The sequence below is a fragment of the Paenibacillus sp. 7541 genome (genome assembly GCF_002276395.1).
GTDB classification, from domain to species: Bacteria; Bacillota; Bacilli; order Paenibacillales; family Paenibacillaceae; genus Paenibacillus_AQ; species Paenibacillus_AQ campinasensis.
Genome location: NZ_NQLZ01000011.1, coordinates 145028 through 170551 on the forward strand (window position 1 = coordinate 145028; position 25524 = coordinate 170551).

Consider the following 25524-nt stretch of genomic DNA (forward strand, 5'->3'; position numbering starts at 1 on the left):
TGTTTTTATGCTATGACGAATTGTTATTTTCTGTACAGCTGCCACGTTTGCGCAGCATTGCCATAATCGCTCCAAATCTGCACATTGGTGCCGTTTGCTGTCCCGCCTCCGGCGACGTCAAGCGCCTTGCCGCTGTTCGGGTTGATGAGCTTGTAGCCGTTGTTGCTGCGGATGATTGCCCAGCGCTGGGCCGGATTTCCGCCAAAGTCATCCCAAATATGAACATTGGTGCCGTCGGCCGTGCCTGTTCCGGCAACATCCAGCGCCCGGCCGCTGTTCGGATTGATCAGGGTATACGCGCCATCGCCAAGGCTGGTCACGCGCCATTCTTGGGCGGAGGTGTTATTATCCTCCCATATCTGCACATTGGTGCCGTTGCCCCGCTCGCCTCCCGCGACATCCAGCCCTTTGCCGCTGTTTGGATTGATGAGTTTGTAGATGGAGCCGGTCCATGCTGCAGGCTCCGCCGGTGTCAGATCAAAAAAGTCGATTTCCGCATAGCCGTTCCCTTTGGTGAAGCGGACTGTATTCCAGCTTGCGTTCAGATGGGTGCGGATCGTGGACAATCCCCAGTTATCCCATCCTTTGTTCGTGACATGAAACGGCGATGTTCGGCCGTTGATGGTAATGTTCAAATTGGACCAGCCTCCGCCAGACGTTCCGTTTGCCGTGCGAGCGGACAAGATGTAATCACCAGCCGCTGCTGCGTATACCGAAAACTCGACAAAACTGTCCGCGGTATCGATATGTCCGGCCTTCATGCCTCCGGAGCTGCCCGGACCTGGGGAGGCATAGGCTGCACCTCCGAATGTGCCTTCCTCCGCTTCATAGCGAACGCGCTGAGACTCGCCCGATGGAACCGGTATCGGCGTATTGGGCGGGACCGGCACGCCTAAATTCGGCGTGTTGTCAGCATTCCAGGTGAATTTCTGAGCGCGAATTTCCCGATTCCAGCCCGCATTGTGATGCTTGGCGACATGATAGATCATCCAGTCCTCCTTGCCATCCGGCGATACGGTGAAGGATTGATGTCCTGGGCCATACATGCCATTTCCCGATGAGAAGATCGGCTGACTGCGTTTGGTCCAGGAAGACGCAGACAACAGATTGCTGTTCGTGCTGGCCGTGATCAGGCCCAGACAATAATCATTGGTCCAGCTGCCGCTGGCGGAATAGACAAGACTGATCACACCGTTTCGGACAATCACCTGAGGCCCTTCATTGACATGAGGGGAGTGATTCGTTTCCCAGCTGTAGGTTGGCCGGGCAATCTCAACCCGGTTGGAACTGATCGTCCACGGATTGCTCATGGCGGCGATGTACAGGTTCTGCCGCACATTCACGTCGCCTTCCCAGCCAGACCAGATGAAATAGAGCTGACCTCCGACCTGCAGCACGGTACCATCAATGGCCCACTTATTGGTCGGATCGGTAATCTGGCCCTTGTGTACCCAGTTCCCCTGCATCGGATCCGGCGACGTATTCTCCATAACGTACATCCGGTGGTTGACATTGTCACCGTCGTCTTTGGCGTAATAGATATACCAGGCTCCATTAATATAGTGGATTTCTGGCGCCCATACGTTGCAGCAGCCGGTCTCGATGGCTCGCGATGGGGCGGCGTCCAAGCCGCTCAAAGTGGCGCTTTTCCAAATGGTAACGTTGTTCCCCGTCGTCTTCGTAAAATAATAGTAGCCGTCCGTGTGACGGTAGACCCAAGGGTCGGCCCCATCCTGCATAATCACGTTGTAAAACTGGTTTTGATGTGTTGCCGCCTCGGCTGCTCCCGCCGGAAGCATCAGGCCAAGGATCAGCAGTGCGGCCAGCGCCCGGCTCACCAGCTTCCTCCAAGCGCGGTATCCCATCGTCATCCTCATTCAACCCCTTCCTTCATAATGATGCGCATAATGCATGTGCGCATTTACTTCCAGCAAACCATGTTTTTTCCTGTGACAACAGGCCGTTTTTTTGTAAGTACTGGACATTAGCCTATAAATGCCGCCGATGATCTAAAAATACGTCCATAATCTCCAAAGATGCGCGCTGTCCGACTCTCTGCGCCGCTCGCTATACTTGTAGCGGACGGAAGATACGAGGGCGGATACCTCGTGGTCCGGCCGATCATGCAGCGGGAGACTTGGAGGTTATAGAAATGAGAACATTTGCAAACCCGGTACATATTTCAGTCCGTTCCACAGCGGAGCAGCACAGCGCTTTGAACCCCGGTGTCAATCCGGACCCGTACGTGCTGAAATTCAACGGTGAATATTATGCGTATGCGACATCCGGCGGCGGTGTCAGCGTGCTTCACTCCAGCGATATGGTGGATTGGACCCATCTTGGATACGGCTATCAGCGGGAAGGGCAGTCCGATTACTGGGCGCCGGCGGTTTTTTACGATAACGGTTTGTTCTACTTATATGTGTCCTCCCGGAAGATCGGGGAGGAGGACGTGCATTATGAATATTTGCAGGTCGCGGTATCGGAACGCACGCAAGGGCCGTTCCAGTTTCAGCGTCAATTGTTTGATACCTTTTCAATAGATGCGCATGTGGTGCGGGATGCGGATGGGGGACTTGTCCTGCTCTATTCGACGAATGAGACGCTTGGCATTGACGGCGAGCGACCGGGCACGGTCATTCTGGCCGACCGAATGCTGGACCCGCTCACCCCGGAAGGCAAGCCGAAGCTGATCGTCAAGCCGACGCTGGACGAAGAGATTTACGAGCGCAACCGTTTCGGCGATGGACGCAACTGGCACACGATCGAAGGCGCGTTCTATTTGCAGCGGCGCGGCATTCACTATTGCATGTACAGCGGCAATGCCTTTACCAAGCCGCACTACTACATTGGCTATAGCACCGCGCGTCATCAGGATGGCGTATCCATCGCTGATCTGACGTGGACGAAATTTCCGGACGAGCAGACATACCAGCCGCTGCTGCGTCAGAGCGCGCAGGTGGAAGGGGTAGGGCATAACAGTGTGGTCAAAGCGCCGAACAATGTGGATGACTGGGTCGTTTACCATGGACGAGATCGTCTGGATGCGAAGGACGAGCAGGGGAAAGGTGCTGACTCCGGGGCGGAACGCCGTCAGATGCGAATTGATCCTTTGCTCTGGCTTGGCGACAATATGTGGGTTCCCGGTCCGAGCAGCGAGGAAATTGATGCACCGGCGTTCCCGGGCTTTCGCGATCTGTTTGACGGTAGCAACGGGAACCAGCCGGGCAGCAGCTGGCACAATGTGAACGGCACATGGCATGTCCGAAACCGGCAGCTGGAGCAGCAGAGCACGGTCGGATCGGCCCGGCTGCTGCTGGAGCACAGCTACAAGGCAGCGCTGTTTGAGGTGAATCTTCGCTGGCAGCCCCATCATATGGGAGGACTATACGGCGTTACCGCCCGATATTTAAGCGAGCAGCATGTGGCGGAGGTGCTGCTGGACGTTGGCAAACGGACGATTGGCATATATGAGACAGTTGCCGGAGTGCAGCTGGACCCAATGACGGTGAAAGTGCCGGATCGGTTTCGGTTTGACGTGTATCACCAGCTCCTGCTGGCGGTCACGGGCGATCATATATCGATCAAGCTTGATGGAATGACAATGCTAGAGACTCATTTGCAGCCCCTTGAAGCGGCAGACAAACCACGGTTCGGCTTGACTACCCATTATACTGCTGCCGCGTTTGCCGGGGTGGCATTGACAGGACATTTGGCGCTGTCAGAACAAACGGCGAGCCGCTTCCTTCCGTTTGTCAATGTGCGGCAAGGGGCGTGGAGAATGGAGGGCGGAGCGCTCCAAGGGCGCTTGCGCGATAAGGAGGCAGCGGCGATCGAGCTGCTTCATCCGTTTGATGCGATGGATAGCAAGCTTCGCTTTGATGTGAAGGGCAGATGGGGCGATTCGCCGCTACAGCTCACAGCAATAGCATCCGCGGGGAAGCAGCTGCGCCTGGATCTGCCTGCGGCAGCAGGAGAGCACACAGGCACCGTTCACCTGCAGCGGCAGGGCGGACAGCTGCGCATCTGGTATGGGCGTGAGCTGATCGCAAGCGAGCCATGGACAGAGGATATCTGCGCGGTCCTGGTTGAAGCCAGGCTTGATATGCGATTGGAAGCGGTGGAATGGACGGCATTAGGCTTCTAAAAAAATGTCCATTTCATCGAAAGAGATGACATATCTTTGCCCATGTCCGGCGCTTAAGATGAGAAGCGAGGAAGAGAATCCGCTTCCATTATTAAATCGAACATCCTGAGGGGGTAATCCAAATGAGAAAAAAATGGTCATCCTTGCTTACGCTTGTGATCATGGTCGCGCTCGTGATGGCAGGCTGTGGCGGTCAGAGCGGTTCCGGGGGACAAAGCTCCGGGGAAGGCGGCAAGAGCGGAAAAACGGAGCTGCTGTTCTGGTCTCCGTTCTCTGGCGCAGACGGCCCGTTCATGAAGCAGATTGTGGATCGGTACAACGCATCACAGGACCAATACAGCGTCAAGTTTGTCATCCAGCCGAACGGGGAGTATTACAAGCAGCTTGACGTCGCGCTGAGTGCAGCCAAGGATCGTCCGGATTTGGTAATTATGCATCTTGATCAAATTCCGACCTATCAGAATAAAGGCCAGCTGCAGGCGATTGATGAAATCGCTGCGAATGCGGGCCTAAGCAAATCGGACTATGTGGAAGCGGCCATTGACTATGCCACGATTGAAGGCAAATGGTACGGCATTCCGCTGGATATCCATCCGCTGGTCATGTATTACAACAAGGATCTGTTTGAGAAGGCGGGCATTGCTTCGCCGCCGACCACGCGCGAGGAGTTTGAGAATGCAACTCAACAACTGACGGATCAAGGCGCGGGCGTATACGGTTATGTTGTGCCGACGCTGTGGCCGCAGCAGTTCATTTTCCCGACCCTCGTGTGGCAGAACGGTGGAGAGCTGTGGAACGGCAGCGATGTGGCATACAACTCGCCGGAAGCGGTTGAAATGGTTGAGTGGCTGCGCAGCCTGATCGATATGGGCGTATCGCCGGCCAACGTGCAGCAGGATGGAGAGAACACCTTGTTCCTGCAAGGCAAAAATGCGATTCAATTTAACGGGCCTTGGATGAAATCCCAGTTCGACGAAGCGGGTCTGAACTATGGTGTAGCGCCGGTTCCGCAAATCGGCAAAGCGAAGCAGGCTGTATATGGAGGGTCGCATAACTTTGCGGTTCCGCGTGATGTGACAGACGAGAATGTGCTGGCAGGCATTGGCGATTTCCTGAAATACGTCGCTTCCAATTCCCTGGATTGGGCGGAGTCAGGCCAGGCGCTGGCAGCCAAGCCGATGCTGGAAAGCGAAGAGTTTAAGGCGCTGCCGCAAAGCGCGATTGCCGAAAGCTTCTCCTATGTACAGTTTGCACCGGATGTGCTGAACTGGCCAACGATTTCCGAGCCGATCTGGGGCGAGCTGAACAATGCGCTTCTTGGCAAGAAACCTGCCCAGCAGGCGATGGACGATGCGGTTGCCAAATCGAGACAGGCGATCAAATAAGCTGGGTGTCATATGGGACAGGGACGGAGCCGCTCCGTCCTTCCCTTTTTCAGCGATGCCGAAAGTTCATGAAAAGTTGTAGGGGGTTATACGTGTGAAAACAACCTGGAAGTCCCGGTTAAGCTCCTCGCTGTTTGCTTTGCCATACACGCTGTGCTTTGCGGCATTTATGCTGTTTCCGATAGGCTATGGCATTTACATCAGCCTGCATGATTTCGAGCTGCTGTCGCAGGAGCATCCGTTTGTCGGACTAAGCAATTATATTGCGATCTTTACTTCGGGAACCTATGAGAATGCCTTGTTCTTCAACGGACTGTGGGTGACGATTCAATTCGTGCTGTTCTCGGTGCCGCTGCTGATCTTGGTCGGACTGGGCATTGCGCTGCTCGTCAACGCACTGCCGCGTAGAATCAGGGGGCTGTTCCGTACGTTTTATTTTATGCCTTATGCGATTTCGGCTTCGGTTATGGCGGTCATCTGGCTGATGATGTTTGATACCAATGCTGGTTTTCTGAACAGTATGCTGCAGCAGCTCGGCATTGCGTCCATTCCGTGGCTGACCGATACGCCGTGGGTATGGATTTCCCTGATTGCCACGACACTGTGGTGGACCATCGGCTTTAATATGATTATTTTTATTAATGCGCTTAATGAGGTGCCGGAGGATTATTATGAAGCTGCTTCGATTGACGGGGCCAATGCATGGAGCAAATTCAGGCATATTACATTGCCTTCGATCCGGCCTGTCATGCTGTTTGTGATGATCACTTCAACGATTGCCTCCTTCAATATCTATGCGCAGCCGTTCCTGCTGACTCGCGGAGGTCCTGGGGACACGACCCGGGTGCTGCTCATGAATGTGCTGGATCATGCCTTTATTCGCAAAGAGGTTGGCTCAGCGTCAGCGATGGCGATTATGATGGCGCTGATCATTATGGTCATCTCTGTGGTGCAATATCGACTGACCTATGGACGCAAGGAGGGGAACTAACATGAACAAACTGCGCCAAACCATGCTGGTTGCACTGGCTGTCCTATTGGCCGCTGTATTTCTGCTCCCTTTAATCTGGATGCTGTCAACCTCCTTGAAAAACGACTTTGAGGCGCTTGCCGGACAGATGAATTTCATTCCGAAAAAACCGACGCTGGATAACTACATTCAAGGCTTGAACGGAGATCTGATGAATGTGCCAATCATGCGCTGGATCATGAACTCCCTGTCGGTCGGCATGATCGGCACGGCCATTGTGCTGCTGATCGATTCGATGGCAGCGTATGCGCTTGCCCGCTTGAGCGATATGCCGTTTCGCAAAACGTTGTTCTCGATGTTCATCGCGTCCTTGATGATTCCCGGGGTGCTGACGTTCCTGCCGATGTACATGGAGTTCAACGGACTCGGATTGATCAATACGTACGCTGCGCTGGTGCTGCCGTATACCGCCGGTGCGTTCGGTGTGTTTTTGCTGTACCAGTTCTTCATCTCCTTCCCGAAGGAAATTGAAGAGGCAGCGCGCATTGACGGTGCAAACAAGTGGCAGATTTACGCGCGGATATTGCTGCCGGCGTCCGTATCGATTATGGTTACTCTTGGGATCTTTACGTTTATGGGCATTTATAACGATTTCGTATGGCCGCTTTATGCTACCACTTCGCCAGAGATGCGCACGATTACAGCCGGGATTGCGTTGATGTCGCAGGGCAGCTATACGCAGGCTTATGGCAAGCTGATGGCGATGACAACGATTGCGACCTTGCCGGTGCTCATTATTTTCATCGCTGGCCAGCGCTCTTTTGTGAAAGCTATTACGCAATCAGCGGTCAAATAGAACCAGCAGCGATGTACCCTCGGATAGGGGGAGCGGAGAAAGGGAGATGACTGCATGAACAAAAAAATCGCTTATCCATTGGCGGCTCTCGGGGCTGCCTTTGCCATGATCGTCCTGATCGTATGGCTCGTAGCAGGAAACAAGCAGGATGGGAGTGAAGGGAATATGACAGCCTATGCCGGTCATGGCGGTACATTCAAAAACACCATTGTAGACATGGATACACCGGACCCGAGTGTTGTCTATAAGGATGGTTACTATTATATGACGTTTACCCATAACGGGGCTGACATTATGGTCATGAAATCGCGCACGATCGATTTCCGTCAGGCCGAGCGCAAGGTGGTATGGTATCCGCCGATTGGCACGATGTACTCCGCGAACCTATGGGCTCCGGAGCTGCAATACATACAGGGGAAATGGTATATCTACTTTGCAGCTGATGACGGACAGAATGAGAATCACCGGATGTATGCGCTGGAGGCGCTCAGCGACGATCCGCTCGGGGAGTACGAATTCCGCGGCAAAATCGACGATGGCAGCGACCAATGGGCGATTGACGGGCTTGTGATGGAGCACGAGGATCAGCTTTACTTCGTATGGTCAGGCTGGGAAGGCGACATCAACATCAGCCAGAATACGTATATTGCCCCGATGAGCGATCCGCTGACGATCAGCGGCCCGCGCGTGCTGCTGAGCGAGCCGACGCTGGATTGGGAGCGGGCAGGCGGCCCGCCGTATATACAGGAGGGCCAGGCGATTCTGAAGCATCAAGGCCGCTTGTTTATCGCGTATTCCGGCGCAGGCAGCTGGACTCCGTTTTACAGCATTGGCTTGCTGACCTTGAAGGAGGGCGGAGATCCGCTCCAGCCGGACGACTGGACGAAGCTGGAACAGCCGCTTATGGTTATGGACGAGGAGGCTGAAGTATACGGTCCGGGACATAACTCGTTCACCAGCTCACCGGACGGAAGCGAAACCTGGATTGTATACCACGCCACAAGCGGCGTTCACGATGGCTGGAGCAATCGGAAGGCCAGAGCGCAGAAAGTATCCTGGGATGAGCAGGGGATGCCGGTATTTGGCCAGCCGTTGTCGCTGGATACGGCCATTGAAGTGCCGTCCGGGGAGGGAGTCTATCGCGCGGAATATGCTGTGATGGAGGAAGGGAAGCTGCTATTTGACCTTATTCCATCAACCGTTCAGGGAGAAATGCCGGTTCTGCTGCATTACAGCGGAGGCGGAGATGAAGTGATCCTGGACGTCAATGGTGAGGAGAAGAGCAGGCTGGAGCTGCCTCTTGTTGAAGGCGGCGAAGCTGGCTATGCGTGGGTTAGCGTTCCGCTGGAAGCAGGCATGAACACACTGGGGATTCAAGCGCCTGAAGGCACGACTATAGAGGCGATGGAGCTGACGCGCTATGAAGCGGAGTATGGTCAAGCAGAAGGCGGGGCATGGGCAGAAAGCAACCCGTTTGCTTCGGGCGGAGGGATCGCATCCGGCGCAGGTGAGGGCACGGGCGCAGTGAAGTTTGCGAATGTCATCGTGCCGCAAGCAGGCGAATATCAGCTGCGCATCGCCGCTTCGAACCGCTCGGCGTCGGAGGAGACGCTTGAGATCAAGCTAAGCGGCAAGCAGGCTGCACGCGCAGCAATACCCTCTAGCGACAGACAGTTTACGACGGTAACGGTCAATGTGAAGCTTCGCCAAGGGGCGAACGAAATCGTCATCGACAAATTGAACGAATCTCTCGCGATTGACTATATCGATATATTAAGATAGGAAGCATAATAGCAAGGGATATCGAATAGATCGAAGATGCGGGATAAGCATCCTGACGAGGGGGACTCTTCAGCGTGGCACGAGACAGATTGGGATGGGCGAGTAGATGGGCGAAGGCGGCGGCAGTGCTGCTGCTGGCTGGAGCGCTGGCGGGCTGCGCAGGCGAGAGTGAGGAGCAGCCCGCGCCTCAGCCGCGCAGGGAAGCGGTGCGACTGGATTACTGGACGCCGTTTAGCGGAGGCGACAATCAATTCATGACCGAAATGGTCGAGCGATTCAACAAGGAGCAAAGCGAGATCATGGTCGTACAGACCAACTCGCGGCTGGATGATTATTATACTCGCTTGCGCACCGCGATTTTGTCGGGCAACGCGCCGGATATCGCAATTATCCATACGACGAGCATGCCGCAGTTCGTACAGAACGGTTACATTGAAGAGGTGACGGCGGCCGCAGAACAGATCGGACTCGATCTGAACCAGTTGAATTCGAACATCCGCGAGTCCACGGAGTATAACGGCCAGTCCTATGCCGTGCCGCTCGATACGCATGCGCTTGTCATGTATTACAACAAGCAGCATCTGCGGCGGGCAGGCGTGCTTGATGAGGCGACAGGCAAGCCCCGAATTGAACCGGGGGAGGAGGGCTTTCGCCAGTTCCTGGAGCAGATTCGAGAAGCGGTTCCGGCCGATGTGACCCCGATGGCGATGCCGAGCACCCGGATTGACTCGGTCTGGCTGTGGTGGAGCCTGTACAATCAGATGGACGAGGGCGGTATTTTCTACAATGAGCAAGGCGAAGCCGCGTTTAATAACCCGCAGGGATTGCAAGCGCTTTCTTATATTCATGGTTTATATAAGGATGGTCTCATAGGCCCCAATATCAACGACTCATTCAAGTTGTTCTATGACGGCAAGGCGGCGGTCCTATTTCTCGGCATGTGGGGAACAGGAGCATTTGAGAAATCGCCCGAGGTGGAGCTCGGTGTCGTCACCGTGCCGGTTTTGTATGATCGTCCTGCACAGTGGGGGGATTCCCATTCTCTTGCCATACCGAAAAAGCACAACATGACGGATGAGAAAAGACGTGCTGCGATGATCTTCTCCAAATGGATGGTGGAGAACGGCGAGCTGTGGGCGCAGGCAGGGCATGTGCCCAGCATGACCAAGGTGGTGGAGAGCGAGGCGTTCCACCAGCTTGAATACCGCAACGATTATGCGGCGGCAGCCGATCATGTGGTTTATTGGCCGCGCCACCCGAAGCAGTGGTCGATGATCGAGATTCTGATTACGGAGTTCGAGCGGATGATCTACGACAAGCAGACACCGGAAGAAACGCTGATGCAGGCACAACTGAAAGTTGATGTCGCGCTGGAGGAATAGGCAGATGATGAGGCTGTTCATGAAACCCGCGCGCGCGTTTAGAAACCAGGAGCTTGCCCGCAAGCTCATATGGATCAACTGTCTGCTCATTCTTGTTCCGCTGGCCGCCATGGGCGTCTACACCTTCGCCAGCTTCCAGCATGCCATGGAGAAGAATGTCGGGAGCTATCAATTGCAGACACTCAGGCAAGTCTCGCTGAATATCGACACCTATATGAACGAGCTTGACCGGCTCACGCTGACCCCGTATTCGTACAAGGAAATTATGGACTTTATTTCATCTCCCCGTGAGCCCGGACAGCCGTTGTCGCTGGAGGAAATCGAAAGTCTGAATCGCTTTGTCTCCTCCATATTCATCAATGGCCGCCTGGATATTATGGGCGTATCTCTGTACGGCGAGAAGGGCGCTTCCTATGTGGTCCTGCCCGAGAGCCAATACATCACCACGTACAGGCTGGACGAAAGCGCCGATTGGCTGAAGCAGGCGCGCAGCCGCTTCGGTCAGCCTACCTTCATAACGACGCATGAGGTTGTCTCCACGAGCGGCACGCCCTATCAGGTATTTTCCATCGCCCGCGAGCTGCGCAGCTTTGATACCGGGCGCACGTTAGGGTACATCGTCATTGACATTGATCCTGTCAGTGTGCGCAAGCTGCTGCAGCAGGCGGAGACGAGCGCTCACGAAATGATGTATATCGTGGACGGCCAGGGTCAGGCTGTCATCCGGCGCGATGACTCGCAGCCTGTGCTGGAGCTCGGCGCACTAAGCGGGCAAGGCGTGCTCCAGGGCAGCGGGAAAGGAAATGAGAAGCGGCTTGTCGCTTATGTTACCTCCGAGGTGACCGGATGGACCACGATTAGTGCTGTGCCCATCAAAGAGCTGATGAAGGACAGCCTCATTGTGCGCAATTCCATCGCTTTGGCGATGCTGGTATGCATCGGGCTGGCGATAGCGGTTTCAGTTATCGTTGCATACCGCATCACGCGGCCGCTGCGCAAGCTTAGCCGGCTCATGCGCAAGGTGGAGCAGGGAGAGCTGCTCGTCCAGTTTCCCGTGCATTCCGAGGATGAGGTGGGCCGCCTCGGCCATGCCTTTAATATGATGGTGTCGAAGCTGAGCAAGCTTGGATATTTGCTCTATGAGACGGAGATACGGGAGAAGGATGCGCAAATTGCCGCCCTCCAGAGCCAGATTAATCCGCATTTCCTCTACAACACGCTGGGCTCGATCAGCATGCTGGCTGAAGTGGCGGGCAATCGCGAGATTGTGACGATGTCCAACAATTTGGGGCGGCTGCTCCGCTACAGTCTGAGCAACCGCAAAGAGCGGGTAACCTTGCGCGATGAACTGATTCATGTCGGCGGTTATATGAGCATTCAGAAAATCCGCTACGAGGAGCGGATTCACTACACGCAGCAAGTGCCGGACGAGTCCCTGGATCTGCTGGTCATCCCGCTGATGATTCAGCCGATTGTGGAGAACGCGATCAATCACGGCATCGATAAGGGCATTGGCAGCGGGCGTATCGAGCTTCGGGCCGTGGTCGATGCGAATACGCTCACCATTATCGTTGAGGACGACGGCATTGGTTTGACTAAGGAGGAGCTTGATTCGCTCCGGGAACGGATGCTGCATTCCAAGGAGCTGGGCGGACAGTCAGGCAACGGATTGCTGAATGTGCATCGCCGGATTGTGCTGCATTATGGGGAAGCTTACGGCCTAACGCTGGAGAGCATGCCGTACCAGGGAGTGAAGGTGATCATCACATTGCCGGCACAGCGTCATACGGAGTGATCGTTCACTAACTAGCCGTACGCCGCACGCCGCTCCGCCGCACAAGCGATTCCATTCTATCTGCCAGATATCATTTGAGGGAAGGAAGGTCAGCCGAATGCCAACGATCATGATTGTGGATGACGAAGCTATTTTTCGGAGGGGGCTCAGAGCGATGATCGCCGATTCCGGCGGGGATTGGGACATCGTGGCTGACGCCCGCGACGGCTATGAAGCGTTAGAGCTGCTGGAGAAGCATCGTCCGGACGTGGTGTTGACGGACATTCGCATGCCGCGCATGGATGGGCTGCAGCTGCAGCACATTGCACGCGAGCGTTTCCCTGAGCTGCAGGTGGTTGTCATCAGCGGATATGAGGATTTCTCCTACGCCCGGCAATCGATGCGCAGCGGAGCGCGCGATTATTTGATGAAGCCGGTGGAGCGCGAGGAGCTGCTGCGGGTGCTGGACGGATTGAAGCGGGACTGGCAATCGAGGCAGAGTGAACAGCAGCAGGAACTGCCGTTCGAAGGGCAGGAGCTGCGCCAGAAGGCGGCGGCCTATTTAGTGGCGGGGATTATGCGAGGCAGTGTCCAGCAGGCTCATCTGGATCTGCTAAGCCAGATCGGGATCGAGCTGAATGAGCCATTCTTCAATTGCATGGTCATTAAGCTAGATAAGGACTCCGTGGATGATGATCGTTATCGCAAGACGGATCCGTCCCTGTTCCAGCTGTATATTCAGCAGTTTGTACAGGAAATGATCGATCTGCGGATGAAGGGGTTCAGCTTTGTGTTCTCCGACTCCGAGGTGGCAGCCCTCATTAACTTGCCCTATGGCGAGGGCGGGGAGAAACGCTTGCTGGACATGGCGGAATCCGTGCGCCGGCAGATCAAGTCACTGTCCAACCTGACGGTTACAATCGGGATCGGGCGCCCGGTGAAAGGGTTTGAATCGATGCTGTCCACGTTTCGGGAGGCGCAGGTCGCCCTTCTGTACCGGCTGGTCGTAGGTGGTGACAAGGTGCTTGTGTATGAGCAGGCGGTGCAGCAGCAATTTCTTAGATCCGAGCGGCGGAAGTGGTCCTGGGAAGCGCTTGAGCAGGCGATCAATGAAGGCAGGCTGCATGGCATCCACGAACTGGTTGACTCGGTTGTGCTTGAGCTGTGCGAGCAGGCCCCGACTCCGGAGCTTGTGCATCAGCAAATCTGCAAGCTGCTGATCCATTATTACGAATTGTCCGAGGATTTGGGCATCGCCAAGGCCTGGCTCGGCGGGCGGGATATTCGCGCCCTGTTGATCGAGATTTGCTCGATCAGCTCTCGGACAGAGCTAATGGAGCAGTGCCGACAGCTGTTTGGCAATCTGGCGGCCGTCATCGCTGCGGGGAGCAAGCAGCTGGAGAGCGATCCGATTTCGCTGGCGCTGCGCTACATGAGGCGCCATTACAGCGAGCCGGTCACGTTGACCGAGATTGCAGACCGGGTGTATTTGAACCCTGCCTATTTCAGCACGCTTTTCAAGCAGCGGGTCGGGAAGACCTTTATCGAGCATATGACAGAGCTGCGAATCGAGGACGCCAAGAAACGGCTGGCTTCCACGGACGAGAAGATCGCAAGCATTGCCGAGTCTACAGGCTTCTCCAATATCCGTCACTTCAACCGCGTATTTAAAAATGAAACGGGCGTAACGCCAAAAGAGTACCGCGAGCGCATCCGCCAGCAGCACAAGGTGTAACTGCTGCGCTCAAGACGTCCACCCACACAAGAAAAACAGCCTCCTCATTTCTGGAGGAGGCCGATTTCAATCAAGAAGTCCCGGGCCACGATATCCTCGCGATAGCCCTCATCCACCCGGGCGTTCAGTTCCTGCATGTCTTCCTCGCTGATCTTTCCGCCCAGCTCATTGAGCGCATCGCGGATTTCCGGGTACCTGGCCAGAAGATCGTCGCGCACGACAGGGCCGGCATGATAAGGAGGGAAGAATCCTTTGTCATCCTCCAGAATAACCAGATTGATCACTTTGATCTGGCCGTCTGTTGTATAGGCGCTGGCCACATCCAGATCGTTCTGGGCAATGAGGCGATATTTAATGCCTTGGTCCATGCCCTTGACCCGCTTGAAGTGCATATTGTACAGATCTCTTAGACCGGGATAGGTATCCGGCCGGTCCGTGAACTCGAATTCCGCCCCGAGCTCAAGCTCAGCGGATACCTTTGCCAGATCGCTGAACGTTCTCAGATTGTATTGCTCGGCGGTCTCCGGCGTCACAGCCAGCGCGTAGGAGTTGTTGAAGCCAAGGGGCTCCAGAAATTCGAGATTGTCCTGTGCCAGCAACGTTTTGGTCCGCTCAAGCGTTTCCTCGGCGGTGCCTGTCTCTTCGAGATAGTAGTTGGCCACAATGGTTCCGGTATACTCCGGATAGAGCTGGATGTCGTTGTTCAGGAGTGCCTTCCAGGTGACGCTGGAGCCGCCCAGATTCACCGTCCGTCTGACCGTTAGTCCGGTTCGGTCCTCGATCAGATCGGCCATCATGTGCGCCAGAATAATGTTTTCGGTAAAGTTTTTGGAGCCGATCACCAGGTCGGCGGGCCCGGTATTCCCCGTCTGTGCTTGCGGATTCGTGCAGCTGCTCAGCAGGAGGGGAAGCGCTAGCATGAAGGCCAGCGCGAAATTCCGTTTTCCCATCACAGTCAGCCTCCTCATACCTTCAGTCCCCGCGGGGTTGTCCACCGTTCAAGCAGACCCAGCAGATAGTCAAGCAGCAGCGCCAGCACAGCAGCCGGAAGCGCGCCGAGCAGGATCAGGGCATCGATGTTGCGCGTGATGCCAAGGAATATAAAGTTACCCAATCCCCCGGCGCCGATAAAGGCGGCCAGCGTTGCCGTACCGACGTTGATTACCGTGGCCGTGCGAATGCCGGCGAGGATCACGGACATGGCCAGCGGCAGCTGCACCCGGAACAGCACCTGTCTTCCGGTTAGTCCCATCCCTCTGGCCGCTTCGATGACCGAAGGGTCAACATCCTTGATGCCGGTGTACGTATTGCGAATAATGGGCAGCAGGGAGTACAGGAACAGTGCGGCCACCGCCGTTTTTGTCCCGATGCCGAGAATCGGAATCATGAACCCGAGCAGTGCCAGACTGGGAATCGTTTGAAGAACGCTTGCCCCGCCGATGATCCACGACCGCAGTGCGGAGAAACGGGTAACCAATATGCCAGCTGGCACACCGATCAATATCGCAATGATCATGGAGAGCAGCACCAGCTGGATATGTTCTCCGATCGACACAAGCAGCTCTCCCCAGCGCAGGCTGAACTGTCTGCCGAATTGTTCCCAGATCGATAATGTCATCATGCTTCTTCGCCTCCTCCTGCCCAGTGACTTGCAAAGGTGGAAATCAGTGTTCCTCTTGTGACGACACCAACGACTCTGCCGCGGCTGTCCACGACCGGAATGATGCCGAAGGGCGCATCCGTAACCGAAATGAGCGCGTCCTTGGCTGTTGCGGTGTCAGGGAGCGTAATCTGCACAGGCTTCATGATTTCTTGGACGGTTGAAGCGGTATCGATGTTGGCCTGCAGATCATAGGCGGATACCAGTCCTTGCAGAACGCCGTGTTCATCGACGACCAGCAGCGTGTCGGTTTTTCGCTGGCGCATAAAGGTGATCGCACGCAGCGGCGAGCGGGTGATGGCCACGGTTGCCGGGTTGGTGCGCATCACTTCTTTTACAGGAATGAAGGTCGGGTTCTGGTAGACCCGATTCTTCCCGATAAATTCTTCCACGAACCCGTGTCCAGGCTCGCGCAGCAGCTTCTCCGGCGAATCCAGCTGCAGCATCGTGCCTGATTTCATCACACCGATCCGGTCGCCCATCTTGAGCGCTTCATCCATATCATGCGTGACAAACACGATCGTTTTCTTCATCTCCTGCTGCAGCCGGAGCACCTCGTCCTGAAGTTGCTCCCTCGTGATCGGGTCCAGCGCGCCAAACGGCTCATCCATCAGTATAATTTCCGGATCGGCCGCGAGCGCCCTGGCCACACCGACGCGCTGCTGCTGCCCGCCAGACAGCTCTTTCGGATAGCGGGAAGCATAGATGTCCGGGTCAAGGCCGACCATGTCGAGCAGCTCATAGACCCGCCGTTTTCGTTTCTGCTTATCCCAGCCTTTCAGATCCGGCACCAGCCCGACATTTTGCTCCAGTGTATAGTGCGGGAAAAGTCCGGTTTGCTGAATGACATAGCCGATGCTTCTGCGCAGCTCCACCGGGTCGGTTTTGCGAATGTCCTTACCGTGGATCGTAATGGTCCCTCCGGTATGAGGAACAAGCCGGTTGATCATTTTCATTGTGGTCGTTTTGCCGCAGCCGCTCGGGCCGATAAGAACCAGAAACTCCCCTGACTGAATTTCAAAATTCAGCTCTTTGACAGCATTGAACCCATCCGGATAGGTTTTGCTGACGTTCTCAAATTTGATCATGAACACCCCTCCATAATTCCCTTCTATGTGTCTTGAGCTGTTTTAAGACGGTAAAGAGCAAAAGTCTTCAGCAATCAGCTGAAGACAGTTAGCTATCTTTTTTCTATTGTCCCAAAGCGAGCGTTTTGAAACGGAATATGTTTACTGTGTCCTCCAATGAGACGATTTATGCTTGTCCGGGCTCTGAATGCCGAGGGCTGCCTTCGGCCTGCTGCACTGTAAAGAAAACGCTCGCATAAATAGAGGCGAAAGAACAGCGGAATGTCGAATAGGTTCCGTAGCGATAACATAGCCTTAACAAATGGAAGATATAGTAGAGAAGAATATTAAAGATCGGGAGGAAAAAGCTCATGACACCTATTATTAATTTCGCTCATCGCGGCGCTTCTGCCGCTTGTCCGGAAAATACAATGGCGGCTTTTGAGAAGGCGCTGGCGCTTGGAGCAACGGGAATCGAAACCGATGTGCAAATGACGAAGGACGGAAAGCTCGTCCTGATCCATGACGAGACGCTGAAGCGGACGACCGGTGCCGAGGGACTGGTGAAGGATTATACGTATGCGGAACTGTCCGGACTGGATGCAGGCTCATGGTTCGGAGAGGCATTTCGCGGCGAGAAGCTGCCTTTGCTGGATGAGCTGCTCGAACTGACCAGCAGCACAGGCACTGTGGTGAACATTGAGCTGAAGAATGGCGTGGTTCCATATGCCGGACTCGAACAGCAGGTTATCGAGACGGTGCATCGCTTCAAGATGTCCGGGCAAGTGGTCATCTCCAGCTTCAATCATTTCTCGCTGGCAGCCTGCAAGCAGATTGACGCTGAGATTCGCACCGGGATTCTCTATATGGAAGGGCTGTATAATCCGTGGGACTATGCACAAACGGTCAAGGCGGATGCGCTGCATGCCTATCGTCTGGCTGTTCGTCCGGAATGGGTGGCTGAGGCGCGGGCGCATGGCATCGTCTACCACCCGTTCACAGTGAACAGCGAGGAAGAGATGAAAGCGCTGATTGATGCCGGTGTTGCAGGCATTATCACGGATCATCCGGATGTCCTGGCGGGATTGCTGCAGGCCAAGGGAGTGTGAGCATGTGAAGAAGACCTGGCTGCTGGGATTTGGCTTTTTTAGCATTAGCATCACTTGGGCGCTGTACAATGCATTCGTTCCGTTTTTTTTGGAAAAGTACATATCCAGTGTGGCCTGGATCGGATTTTTCATGACGATTGACAATTATTTTGCCTTGTTCCTGCAGCCATGGATCGGTCGTAGGAGCGACAGAACGCGCACGCGGCTCGGCAGAAGAATGCCGTATCTGTTGATCGGCATGCCGCTGGGCGCGCTGTTTACCGCTATTCTTCCGTTTCACACCAGCCTGGCCACCCTGCTGATTTTCATGGTGCTGATGAATCTGTCCATGAGCTTGTATCGTTCGCCAACGATATCGCTGATGCCGGACATTACCGAGGAACGTCGCCGCACGCGGGCGAACGGCATCATTAATTTTATGGGCGGGGTAGGGGCGATTCTGGCGTTTGCTGCAGGCTCCATGCTGTACAACACCCATGAGTCGCTGCCGTTTATCGCCGCTGCGGCCGTTACCCTGATCTCCCTGTTTATTCTGTTGAAGTTTATTCAGGAGAAGCGGGACGCACACACCTATGTTGAAGAGCCGTCTCCATCCGCCACTTCGTTCAGAAACCAGCTGAACCGTACCACGGTGTTGCTGCTGGCCGCGATCTTTTTCTGGTTTGTAGCTTATCAGGGTGTAGAGACCCTGTTCACATTGTATGGCAAAAACGAGATGGGTCTGACCGAAGCCGAGGCTTCATTCTCCTTGACCTTCTTCTCGCTGGCCTTTGTGCTGTTTGCCATTCCAAGCGGCTGGCTTGGCGCCAAGCTGGGCAAAAAACGGATGATTCTGACCGGCATTTGCGGCCTTCTGATCGTCTTCTCGCTTGTGCCAGTGGTGGAGTCCCTGATTGTGCTGCGGGCAACCTTGGCGATCGGAGGCATATTCTGGGCCTGCATCAACATTAACTCCTATCCTTTTGTTGTGTCTACAGGCTCGGAGGAAAGCATCGGAACCCGAACCGGTCTGTATTACCTGGTCTCCTCGCTGGCGGCAATTTCCTCCCCGCCGCTGTTGGGCTGGCTGATTGACAGCGCGGGCTACTCCGTCCTGTTCTACTCGGCGGCCGGCAGCATGCTGCTGGCGCTCATCTGCATGATGATGATCCGGCATACCGAGACAGGCGCGACGGACCTTCAGCACGATAGTTCTGCCCAGCTCTCCTAGACTCGGAGGAGGGATTCCAGTCCATTTATATCCGCGTCATGGTCGAAGACAGCCCCGACACCGGGCTCGCTGTCTTCGGCTTTTTTTGTTGTCTGCGAGAGGAGGGGGAGAGAAACGAGCGGTGCGACTGCTTGTCATCATGCTAAAGCGTTGCCCCCATGTCTTTTTGCCTTAAAACTTGCACATCATGTAAAAGCGCCGGATAATGAGAATAGCGACGAAATTCCTTCCTTCAGGAATAAGGGCGGAGTACATAAAGAGAGGAGGGAAGCGTATGCAGTGGATCGCGATGATTACGATGCTGATTGATCACATCGGTCTTGTGTTTTTTCCGGATCAGGAGATGTGGAGAGTGATCGGTCGCATCGCTTTTCCGATCTATGTCTATGCACTGGTGCAGGGGCACTTTCATACTTCATCAAGACCGCGTTATATGATGCGCCTAGCGGTGATCGCGGTAATTTCGCAAATTCCGTACCAGCTGGCGCTTGATCCATATGGGTTAAATGTGGTGGTTACCTTGTTTGTCGGGGCGGTCATCTTGTATTTGCTTGATCGGTCGGAGTCGGCGATCCTGTCGGTCATCCTCGTTATTGCTGCCTGTGTGGTGATGAATGATCTTCCTTTTGACTATGGCGCATATGGCTTGCTGTTGATTCTTATTTTCCGATATGCCTCATCAGCCTGGCTCGTGCCGTGTCATATTATGCTCAACCTGTTGTTCTGGCTGCTGAACAATTGGGAGATGCAGATGTGGAGTGTGCTGCCCACCGTTGTGATCGCCTACGGTCCGGAGTTCTGGAAGCGACTGGAGTCAATGCAGGTCAGCCGCTGGGTCTGGCGTTCCTTCTACCCGCTGCATCTGGTGCTCATCGCCCTGGCAAGATACATCATGTGAGGGGATGCATACGATGCAGCTCATATAACAGACACCATGTCAGTTTCAAAAAAATACAACGATGAAGGAGCGATCGTCAGATGCTGTATGTAGCATTGGCTGCATTCCTATTATTGATGGGCACAGCAGGGTATATCGTATACCTGAATTCAAGGCTCATTGGCGAGAAGAAGTATAGAAGCGAGCCGGTACAGGCGGCGTCCTATACGGTGTATATGACGCGGTCATTCACGGGAGAAGACGCGCGGAACTTGGCGCCAGTGGCGGTGATGGAATACCGGGAGGGCGGCGCTTCCATGCAGGTCTGCCTGTGCCGAATACATAGCGGTGAGCCGGAGCTGAAGCTGAGCGAAGCCGCCGATGTTTTTAAGCGCCATCTTGAGGCCTCGCTGAAGAACGGGAGCTTCCTGTCTTTCCGAACAGAACCCGGATCGATGCGGGACGAGGAGGAGCAGCGCGTTACTGAACGACTGTCCGCTGCATCGCGCGGGAAAGAAATGCATGGCTAAGCCGATATTATAGCGATAGGGTCAAGGAGGCTTCTTCCGGGGTAATAAACAATAAAAGACCGAAAGGAGAAATTCCGAATGAACACGTTTAGGATCGGAAGGACATCGGTCTCCGTCTTTATCGGCGATATTACGACGTGGGCGGGCGACATTATTGTCAACGCAGCCAATTCAGGTCTCTTGGGCGGAGAAGGGGTGGATGGAGCTATTCATCAAGCCGGCGGCCCATCCATCATGGAAGAGTGCATGGAGATCCGCAAGAGCAAAGGCGGATGCCCTCCGGGTCATGCTGTCATTACTTGCGCTGGCAAGCTCCGGGCCAAGCATGTCATCCATACCGTTGGCCCAATTTGGGAAGGCGGCGGTCGCCGGGAGGAAGAAACTTTAGCGGATTGCTATAGAAACAGCTTGCAGCTGGCCGTTGAGGTCGAGGCAAGAAGCATTGCTTTTCCGAATATCAGCACCGGGATCTATGGCTATCCGAAAGGCCCTGCCTGCGACGTCGCCTTGAAGGCGGTCACAACCTGGCTTGAAGAGGAGCGACCGGATCTCCGGCTGGAGCGCATTGATTTCGTATGTTTTTCCCCGGAGAATGAACAATTGTATGTCGAGTGGCTCCAGCGTTATGCTGAAGAGCGGGCCAGTTAATACACAGGTATGATAATGATTCGATTCGGTGAACCGGGAGCTGCAGCGTAAGCGGCAGCTCCCGGTTCGCGGGCGACATAAAGGAGATGTCCGCTTATGATGGACAGTATGAATATGAAGCGAATCGCAGCAGAGCATGCCGCCGGATTCATACAGAACGGGATGAAGGTCGGTCTTGGCACCGGTTCGACCGCGTACTATGCCATTGTCACCATCGGCGAGAGAGTAAGATCCGGTCTGTCGATCGAGGCGGTCGCCACGTCGCAAGCGTCGGAACAGCTGGCGCGTGAGCTTGGCATTCCGCTGGTGCCGATTGAGCAGGCTCGGCAGCTTGATATCACCATAGATGGTGCTGATGAACTGGATGATCGGCTGCGGTTGATCAAAGGGGGCGGCGGGGCCCTTCTGCGAGAGAAAATGACCGCATACAACAGCAAGCGGCTCATCATTATCGCGGATGAGTCTAAACGGGTGCCCCGGCTGGGTGGATTTCCACTTCCGGTTGAAGTGGTGACGTTTGCCAAGGAATGGACGGTCCGCTCGCTGGAGGCTCTGGGCGCCGATGTGAAGCTGCGCCTGGATGGTCAAGGCGACCTGTACAGAACGGATAACGGCAATTATATTGCCGACTGCAGCTTTGGTGTAATCGATGCACCGGAAGAGCTGGCGCATGAGCTGCAGCGCATTCCGGGCGTCGTGGAGCATGGCTTGTTTATCAGCATGGCGGACATGGCGGTTATCGGCTGCAGCGACGGCTCCATTCAAACCCTGATGCGCTCCTCCTGAAGCGATTATGGACGAGGAGCACAGATTGCCATTATAGAATGGATTTGACAGTTCAACCTGCGTTCATTAACCTAAATACATTGATATCTTTCGGAGGGTGAAGTATGTCAGATACTCGAGAGCATGAAGATTTGCCTTTATACTTACTGGTCGTTCTGGCCAGATCCTTTAACGCCGTCATGACGCATTCCAATCGGAGTATTAACAGTCATGGACTGAACTCCACCGAGTTTGGCGTGCTGGATGTGCTGTATCATAAAGGACCACAGCCGCTGCAGAAGATCGGCGAGAAGGTGCTGATCTCCAGCGGGAATATTACATATGTCGTAGACAAGCTGCAGAAGAAAAATCTGCTCGTGCGCCGCTCGTCCGAAGAGGACCGCCGTGTAATTTATGCAGAGCTGACGGCGGAGGGACGGGAGCTGTTTGAACGCATATTCCCAGAACATAAAGAACGGATGGCCCGGGCGGTCAGCGGCTTGACCGACGAGGAGAAGGCCCAGGCTGCCCACTTGCTTCGCAAGCTGGGACGCAGTGCGCAGGACCTGCTGTAACAGGAATTGAAAGATAGGAGACTGGAACAATGCTGAAAGATATAACTTCCCGAGTGAACCAGCTTGAGATTCGCGAGCTGCTCGGCTATGCGGTTTTATCCGACCCGGACGCGGTCGACCAGGCTGTGGACTTCTACCGGAACTCGGAGAAGAACAAGCTGTATGGATATGAAGAGGAAGGGCTGATCATAGGCGTGATCGGCTGCAGTCTGAAGGAGAAGGTGCTGACGATTCATCATATCGCGGTGATTCCGGAGAATCGGGGCAAAGATTATGGCCGGGGCATGATCCTGGAGCTGCTGCTGCATCATCAGGCCGAGCAGGTCGTGGCTGAAACAGATGAAGAGGCGCTCGGTTTTTATCGCAGCCTCGGTTTTGAAGTATACAGCCTTGGCGAAACGTATCCCGGTGTAGAACGGTTCCGATGCGTCTATGATGTCGAGGAGCCAGGCGAGTGAATGAATCGCTGCTAATCTCGGCTACACTTTTCGCTTCCATATCTTAACTGCCTGTTGTGGCAATATGCGGATAGACGAAGCTCGGTTTCCGATCGGGGGGCATCTACATAAGATGTTACTACCGAGTGGAACGGGGGTGAAGTTTGTGGTGTACCATTATACCGCTGTCGGTGATTCCCTAACCTTTGGGTTTGGTGCAATGCCCGGCAGCGGTTTTGTTTCGTTATACCGCCGCATGGCCGAGGTGAAGCTGAAGCGGTTTGTCGCACATGAAAATCTGGGCATCAACGGATTGACCGCGAAGGAGCTAAATGAGCGGCTCATGCAAGCTGCGGCTTTTCGCTATCACCTGCAGCAGGCGCAGATCATTACGCTCTCCATCGGCGGCAATGATCTGATCCGGGCGGTCAAGTCGAGCGGCGGCCGCCCGACAAGGGAGGTGCTGGATGCGGCCTTGTATCGCTGCCAGCATCACGTCGCGGAGATCATCGGGAAAATTCAGCGGCTCAAGTCTGCCGAAGGCAAGTTGTATTATATGCGGGTCATAGGCTTGTACAACCCTTATCCCGCTTGGTCTGAGGCTGTCGAATATGTGGTCAGGTTCAATCGGTTTCTGTTCGCGATGGAGCATGATTATTTCCGGGTGGCTGACGTATATTCTCTGTTTGCAGGCAGGGAGCGGGAGCTGCTGTCCATCGACGGCATTCATCCGAACGGGAGTGGTTATCGCGTCATTGCCCTGCAGCTGGACCGGCTCGGGTACAAGCCTTTCGGTTAGTGACGGGGATTAGGAGAGAAGCTAACATGTTGCTATGTTCATACAAAAAATGTTCTATACAAAAGGGTGTCCGATTCAGGTCCTGGACCTTTCGGGCACCCTTCGATTTGTGAATGTAAAAGTCTCTTGGAGCAAGCGAGGCGGCTGCTGCCGGATGCGGCCGCCGTTAAGCGATGGAGCGGAAGTAGCTCTTTAACGCCCATCTGCGTTCCTGGCGTCTTTTATATTTGGGAAGCGCCCGGTAAACCTGCAGCGATTCCTTGAATGATTTTTTGGCGTCATCCTCTCTTCCAAGCGTCCGGTACATGGAACCGAGCAGGTAGTAAGCTTCGCTGGAGGAAGAGTGAATGTCGTGGAACTGTTCCAGATAGTGGAGCGCCTTGTCCTTATCTCGTGTGCGGTATGCTTCGGCCAGTCTCAGATAGGGCCGTCCGTATTTAACGCGTGAATTCAGGCTAAGCCCGCGCAGAATATCCTGTTCGCCATTTGGGATATCGCCGGTGAATAGACGCGCCGTTCCGAGATCGTCCCAGTATTCAGCTGATTCCTCGCTGCTGTCCTTAATCGATTCAAGCAGCTGCAGCGCTTCACTATACTTCTTCCGTTCGAGAAGGAGGCGTGCAAGCTCATGTCTTGAGGATACGTCGCTCGGGCTTGCCGCAATGACCTTTCGGAGATTGGATATGTTGCGCAGCCGCTTTATTGGACGGGTGATGCTCGGTGACAAGCCGATAAAGCGCCGGTCAAGCAGATACAAAATAACAAGCAGCACCAAGATCGCTGCAATGGGATTTCCTAAAATTTGCCATAATATAACCAAGCCTATAAATTTCCCCAATGCTATCCCCCATTTTCAAATCAATGATCTTATAAAGCCACAGTATAGGATACCATATTCTGGGCGTAAAGCGAAAGAATGTTTGTCCGGTTCGGGTCACATCTCCCCCATTGCCCGCTGTACAGACGGCTCGTGCATCAGGTCTTGAAAAGCCGCTGATCGTTGCCGATATAGTTACTAAGAGGTGATATTCATGGCGAAAAAAGGGCAGATTTTTCATTATTACAGCTTCGAAACAAAGAAAAAGGCAGTCGCCATGCGTCTGGAGGGCATGACCAAGAAAGAGGTAGCTTCCGCCTTGCAAATTTCGGATATCGGACGCTTGAAGGTGTGGATGAGGAAATATCGCGAACACGGCGAGGAAGGCTTGATTGATCGCCGCAGACGAAGCACCGAGTCGGCCGGCATAGAGATGAATGACGAGGATACTCCAGAGGAGGCGTAACGGCTTCGATCCGCCGAGCGCCTTTCTCCTCCGTCGCGCATGAAGGGGCTAATTCATCAAATCGCGAAAGAAAAGGCATTGGCCTAGTCCTTCCTGACAGAAACGACATAGTATGTGGTATGTTCAGAAAAGGAGGGATTTATGTGAGCGGAGTAGCTGGAGGTTATGGTTACGGCGGCGGTTTTGGTTACGGCATTGGTGGCATCCTGGTATTGTTTATCTTGTTGGTGATAATTACTCGCGCCTTTATCTAATCCATTCTTTCTTGAATAACAAATAACAAATACCATTACGCATGTGACCAATGACATGTAGATGACCTTGCCCAGTGAAGGGCAGGGTCTTTTTTACTGCCATAAAAACAAAAGCCCTCGTAGACACTGCTGTCTACAAGGGCTTTTGTCCGGGCGCCCCTCGCGGGACGCCCATCATGGGAGAGGAGAAACCGGACGAAGAGCTTATGGGGAAACGTAAGTCTTCTCCGCGGTTGTCTACGACATTCATTGATGTCGATACTTCAAGGATGCCCGTCC

General features: G+C 54.5%; 24 protein-coding genes and 1 pseudogene. 19 read left to right on the forward strand and 6 right to left on the reverse strand.

Annotated elements, in window-relative coordinates; genetic code table 11:
- Positions 1 to 23: 23 nt before the first annotated feature.
- Complete coding sequence (locus CHH75_RS25220) at positions 24 to 491, reverse strand: RICIN domain-containing protein (protein WP_255222988.1); 468 nt, start codon at positions 489 to 491, stop codon at positions 24 to 26.
- Positions 465 to 1799: pseudogene (locus CHH75_RS06685) on the reverse strand (family 43 glycosylhydrolase); the annotation flags it as partial. The pseudogene CHH75_RS06685 and the gene CHH75_RS25220, both read right to left, overlap by 27 nt.
- Before the next feature lie 353 nt (positions 1800 to 2152).
- Between CHH75_RS06685 and CHH75_RS06690 the strand changes: the two are divergent.
- The 8 genes from CHH75_RS06690 (at position 2153) to CHH75_RS06725 (ending at position 14031) form a co-directional block, all read left to right on the forward strand.
- A complete protein-coding gene (locus CHH75_RS06690; RefSeq protein WP_095397805.1) occupies positions 2153 to 4147 on the forward strand; it encodes a glycoside hydrolase family 43 protein in 1995 nt (664 codons plus the stop codon).
- Between the two features lie 122 nt (positions 4148 to 4269).
- Positions 4270 to 5532 (forward strand): ABC transporter substrate-binding protein, encoded by a 1263-nt coding sequence (locus tag CHH75_RS06695; protein WP_095397806.1) that lies wholly within the window; start codon positions 4270 to 4272, stop codon positions 5530 to 5532.
- Positions 5533 to 5626: 94 nt separating this feature from the next.
- The gene (locus tag CHH75_RS06700; RefSeq protein ID WP_244908198.1) at positions 5627 to 6523 is read left to right on the forward strand and encodes a carbohydrate ABC transporter permease; all 897 of its coding nucleotides are present in this window, start codon (positions 5627 to 5629) and stop codon (positions 6521 to 6523) included.
- 1 nt (position 6524) lies between these two features.
- Positions 6525 to 7358, forward strand: a complete 834-nt coding sequence (locus CHH75_RS06705; RefSeq protein ID WP_095265826.1) for a carbohydrate ABC transporter permease — start codon at positions 6525 to 6527, stop codon at positions 7356 to 7358.
- Between the two features lie 54 nt (positions 7359 to 7412).
- Entirely contained in the window at positions 7413 to 9140 is a 1728-nt protein-coding gene (locus tag CHH75_RS06710) for a family 43 glycosylhydrolase (protein WP_095397807.1), read from the forward strand.
- A 74-nt stretch (positions 9141 to 9214) separates the two neighbouring features.
- The gene (locus CHH75_RS06715) at positions 9215 to 10522 is read left to right on the forward strand and encodes an ABC transporter substrate-binding protein (RefSeq protein ID WP_095397808.1); all 1308 of its coding nucleotides are present in this window, start codon (positions 9215 to 9217) and stop codon (positions 10520 to 10522) included.
- 19 nt (positions 10523 to 10541) lie between these two features.
- Positions 10542 to 12317: a cache domain-containing sensor histidine kinase gene (locus CHH75_RS06720; protein ID WP_255222982.1), complete on the forward strand. Its 1776-nt coding sequence runs from the start codon at positions 10542 to 10544 to the stop codon at positions 12315 to 12317.
- Between the two features lie 97 nt (positions 12318 to 12414).
- A complete protein-coding gene (locus tag CHH75_RS06725) occupies positions 12415 to 14031 on the forward strand; it encodes a response regulator (RefSeq protein WP_095397809.1) in 1617 nt (538 codons plus the stop codon).
- Between the two features lie 44 nt (positions 14032 to 14075).
- Here CHH75_RS06725 and CHH75_RS06730 read toward each other — a convergent pair whose 3' ends face one another.
- From CHH75_RS06730 to CHH75_RS06740, 3 genes are read right to left on the reverse strand one after another with little or no spacing between them, the layout of a single operon-like run.
- A complete protein-coding gene (locus tag CHH75_RS06730) occupies positions 14076 to 14981 on the reverse strand; it encodes a glycine betaine ABC transporter substrate-binding protein (RefSeq protein ID WP_095265822.1) in 906 nt (301 codons plus the stop codon).
- Positions 14982 to 14995: 14 nt separating this feature from the next.
- Positions 14996 to 15652: an ABC transporter permease gene (locus tag CHH75_RS06735; RefSeq protein ID WP_095265821.1), complete on the reverse strand. Its 657-nt coding sequence runs from the start codon at positions 15650 to 15652 to the stop codon at positions 14996 to 14998.
- Positions 15649 to 16779, reverse strand: a complete 1131-nt coding sequence (locus tag CHH75_RS06740) for an ABC transporter ATP-binding protein (protein WP_095397810.1) — start codon at positions 16777 to 16779, stop codon at positions 15649 to 15651. Before CHH75_RS06740 ends, CHH75_RS06735 begins: the two co-directional genes overlap by 4 nt.
- Positions 16780 to 17129: 350 nt before the next feature.
- Between CHH75_RS06740 and CHH75_RS06745 the strand changes: the two genes are divergently transcribed.
- From CHH75_RS06745 to CHH75_RS06785, 9 genes are all read left to right on the forward strand, one after another.
- The gene (locus CHH75_RS06745; RefSeq protein ID WP_095397811.1) at positions 17130 to 17867 is read left to right on the forward strand and encodes a glycerophosphodiester phosphodiesterase; all 738 of its coding nucleotides are present in this window, start codon (positions 17130 to 17132) and stop codon (positions 17865 to 17867) included.
- 4 nt (positions 17868 to 17871) lie between these two features.
- Complete coding sequence (locus CHH75_RS06750) at positions 17872 to 19077, forward strand: SLC45 family MFS transporter (RefSeq protein ID WP_095397812.1); 1206 nt, start codon at positions 17872 to 17874, stop codon at positions 19075 to 19077.
- A gap of 274 nt (positions 19078 to 19351) precedes the next feature.
- Positions 19352 to 19975 (forward strand): TraX family protein, encoded by a 624-nt coding sequence (locus CHH75_RS06755; RefSeq protein ID WP_095397813.1) that lies wholly within the window; start codon positions 19352 to 19354, stop codon positions 19973 to 19975.
- Positions 19976 to 20055: 80 nt separating this feature from the next.
- On the forward strand, positions 20056 to 20484 hold the full coding sequence (locus CHH75_RS06760) for a hypothetical protein (protein WP_095397814.1): 429 nt from the start codon (positions 20056 to 20058) through the stop codon (positions 20482 to 20484).
- A 78-nt stretch (positions 20485 to 20562) separates the two neighbouring features.
- The gene (locus CHH75_RS06765; protein WP_095265814.1) at positions 20563 to 21132 is read left to right on the forward strand and encodes an O-acetyl-ADP-ribose deacetylase; all 570 of its coding nucleotides are present in this window, start codon (positions 20563 to 20565) and stop codon (positions 21130 to 21132) included.
- Positions 21133 to 21240: 108 nt separating this feature from the next.
- The gene (rpiA, locus tag CHH75_RS06770; RefSeq protein WP_176475491.1) at positions 21241 to 21918 is read left to right on the forward strand and encodes a ribose-5-phosphate isomerase RpiA; all 678 of its coding nucleotides are present in this window, start codon (positions 21241 to 21243) and stop codon (positions 21916 to 21918) included.
- A gap of 104 nt (positions 21919 to 22022) precedes the next feature.
- Entirely contained in the window at positions 22023 to 22472 is a 450-nt protein-coding gene (locus CHH75_RS06775; RefSeq protein ID WP_095265812.1) for a MarR family winged helix-turn-helix transcriptional regulator, read from the forward strand.
- 29 nt (positions 22473 to 22501) lie between these two features.
- Positions 22502 to 22930, forward strand: a complete 429-nt coding sequence (locus CHH75_RS06780; RefSeq protein ID WP_095265811.1) for a GNAT family N-acetyltransferase — start codon at positions 22502 to 22504, stop codon at positions 22928 to 22930.
- A 112-nt stretch (positions 22931 to 23042) separates the two neighbouring features.
- Positions 23043 to 23708: a GDSL-type esterase/lipase family protein gene (locus CHH75_RS06785; RefSeq protein WP_095397816.1), complete on the forward strand. Its 666-nt coding sequence runs from the start codon at positions 23043 to 23045 to the stop codon at positions 23706 to 23708.
- Positions 23709 to 23874: 166 nt separating this feature from the next.
- Here CHH75_RS06785 and CHH75_RS06790 read toward each other — a convergent pair whose 3' ends face one another.
- Positions 23875 to 24528, reverse strand: coding sequence for a tetratricopeptide repeat protein (locus CHH75_RS06790; RefSeq protein WP_255222983.1), 654 nt, complete (start codon positions 24526 to 24528; stop codon positions 23875 to 23877).
- A 211-nt stretch (positions 24529 to 24739) separates the two neighbouring features.
- Here CHH75_RS06790 and CHH75_RS06795 point away from each other — a divergent pair, with 211 nt between their 5' ends.
- Both CHH75_RS06795 and CHH75_RS06800 read left to right on the forward strand, forming a co-directional pair.
- The gene (locus CHH75_RS06795) at positions 24740 to 24991 is read left to right on the forward strand and encodes a helix-turn-helix domain-containing protein (RefSeq protein WP_095265808.1); all 252 of its coding nucleotides are present in this window, start codon (positions 24740 to 24742) and stop codon (positions 24989 to 24991) included.
- A gap of 143 nt (positions 24992 to 25134) precedes the next feature.
- Entirely contained in the window at positions 25135 to 25245 is a 111-nt protein-coding gene (locus CHH75_RS06800) for a YjcZ family sporulation protein (protein ID WP_280523039.1), read from the forward strand.
- The last annotated feature ends 279 nt before the right edge of the window (positions 25246 to 25524 follow it).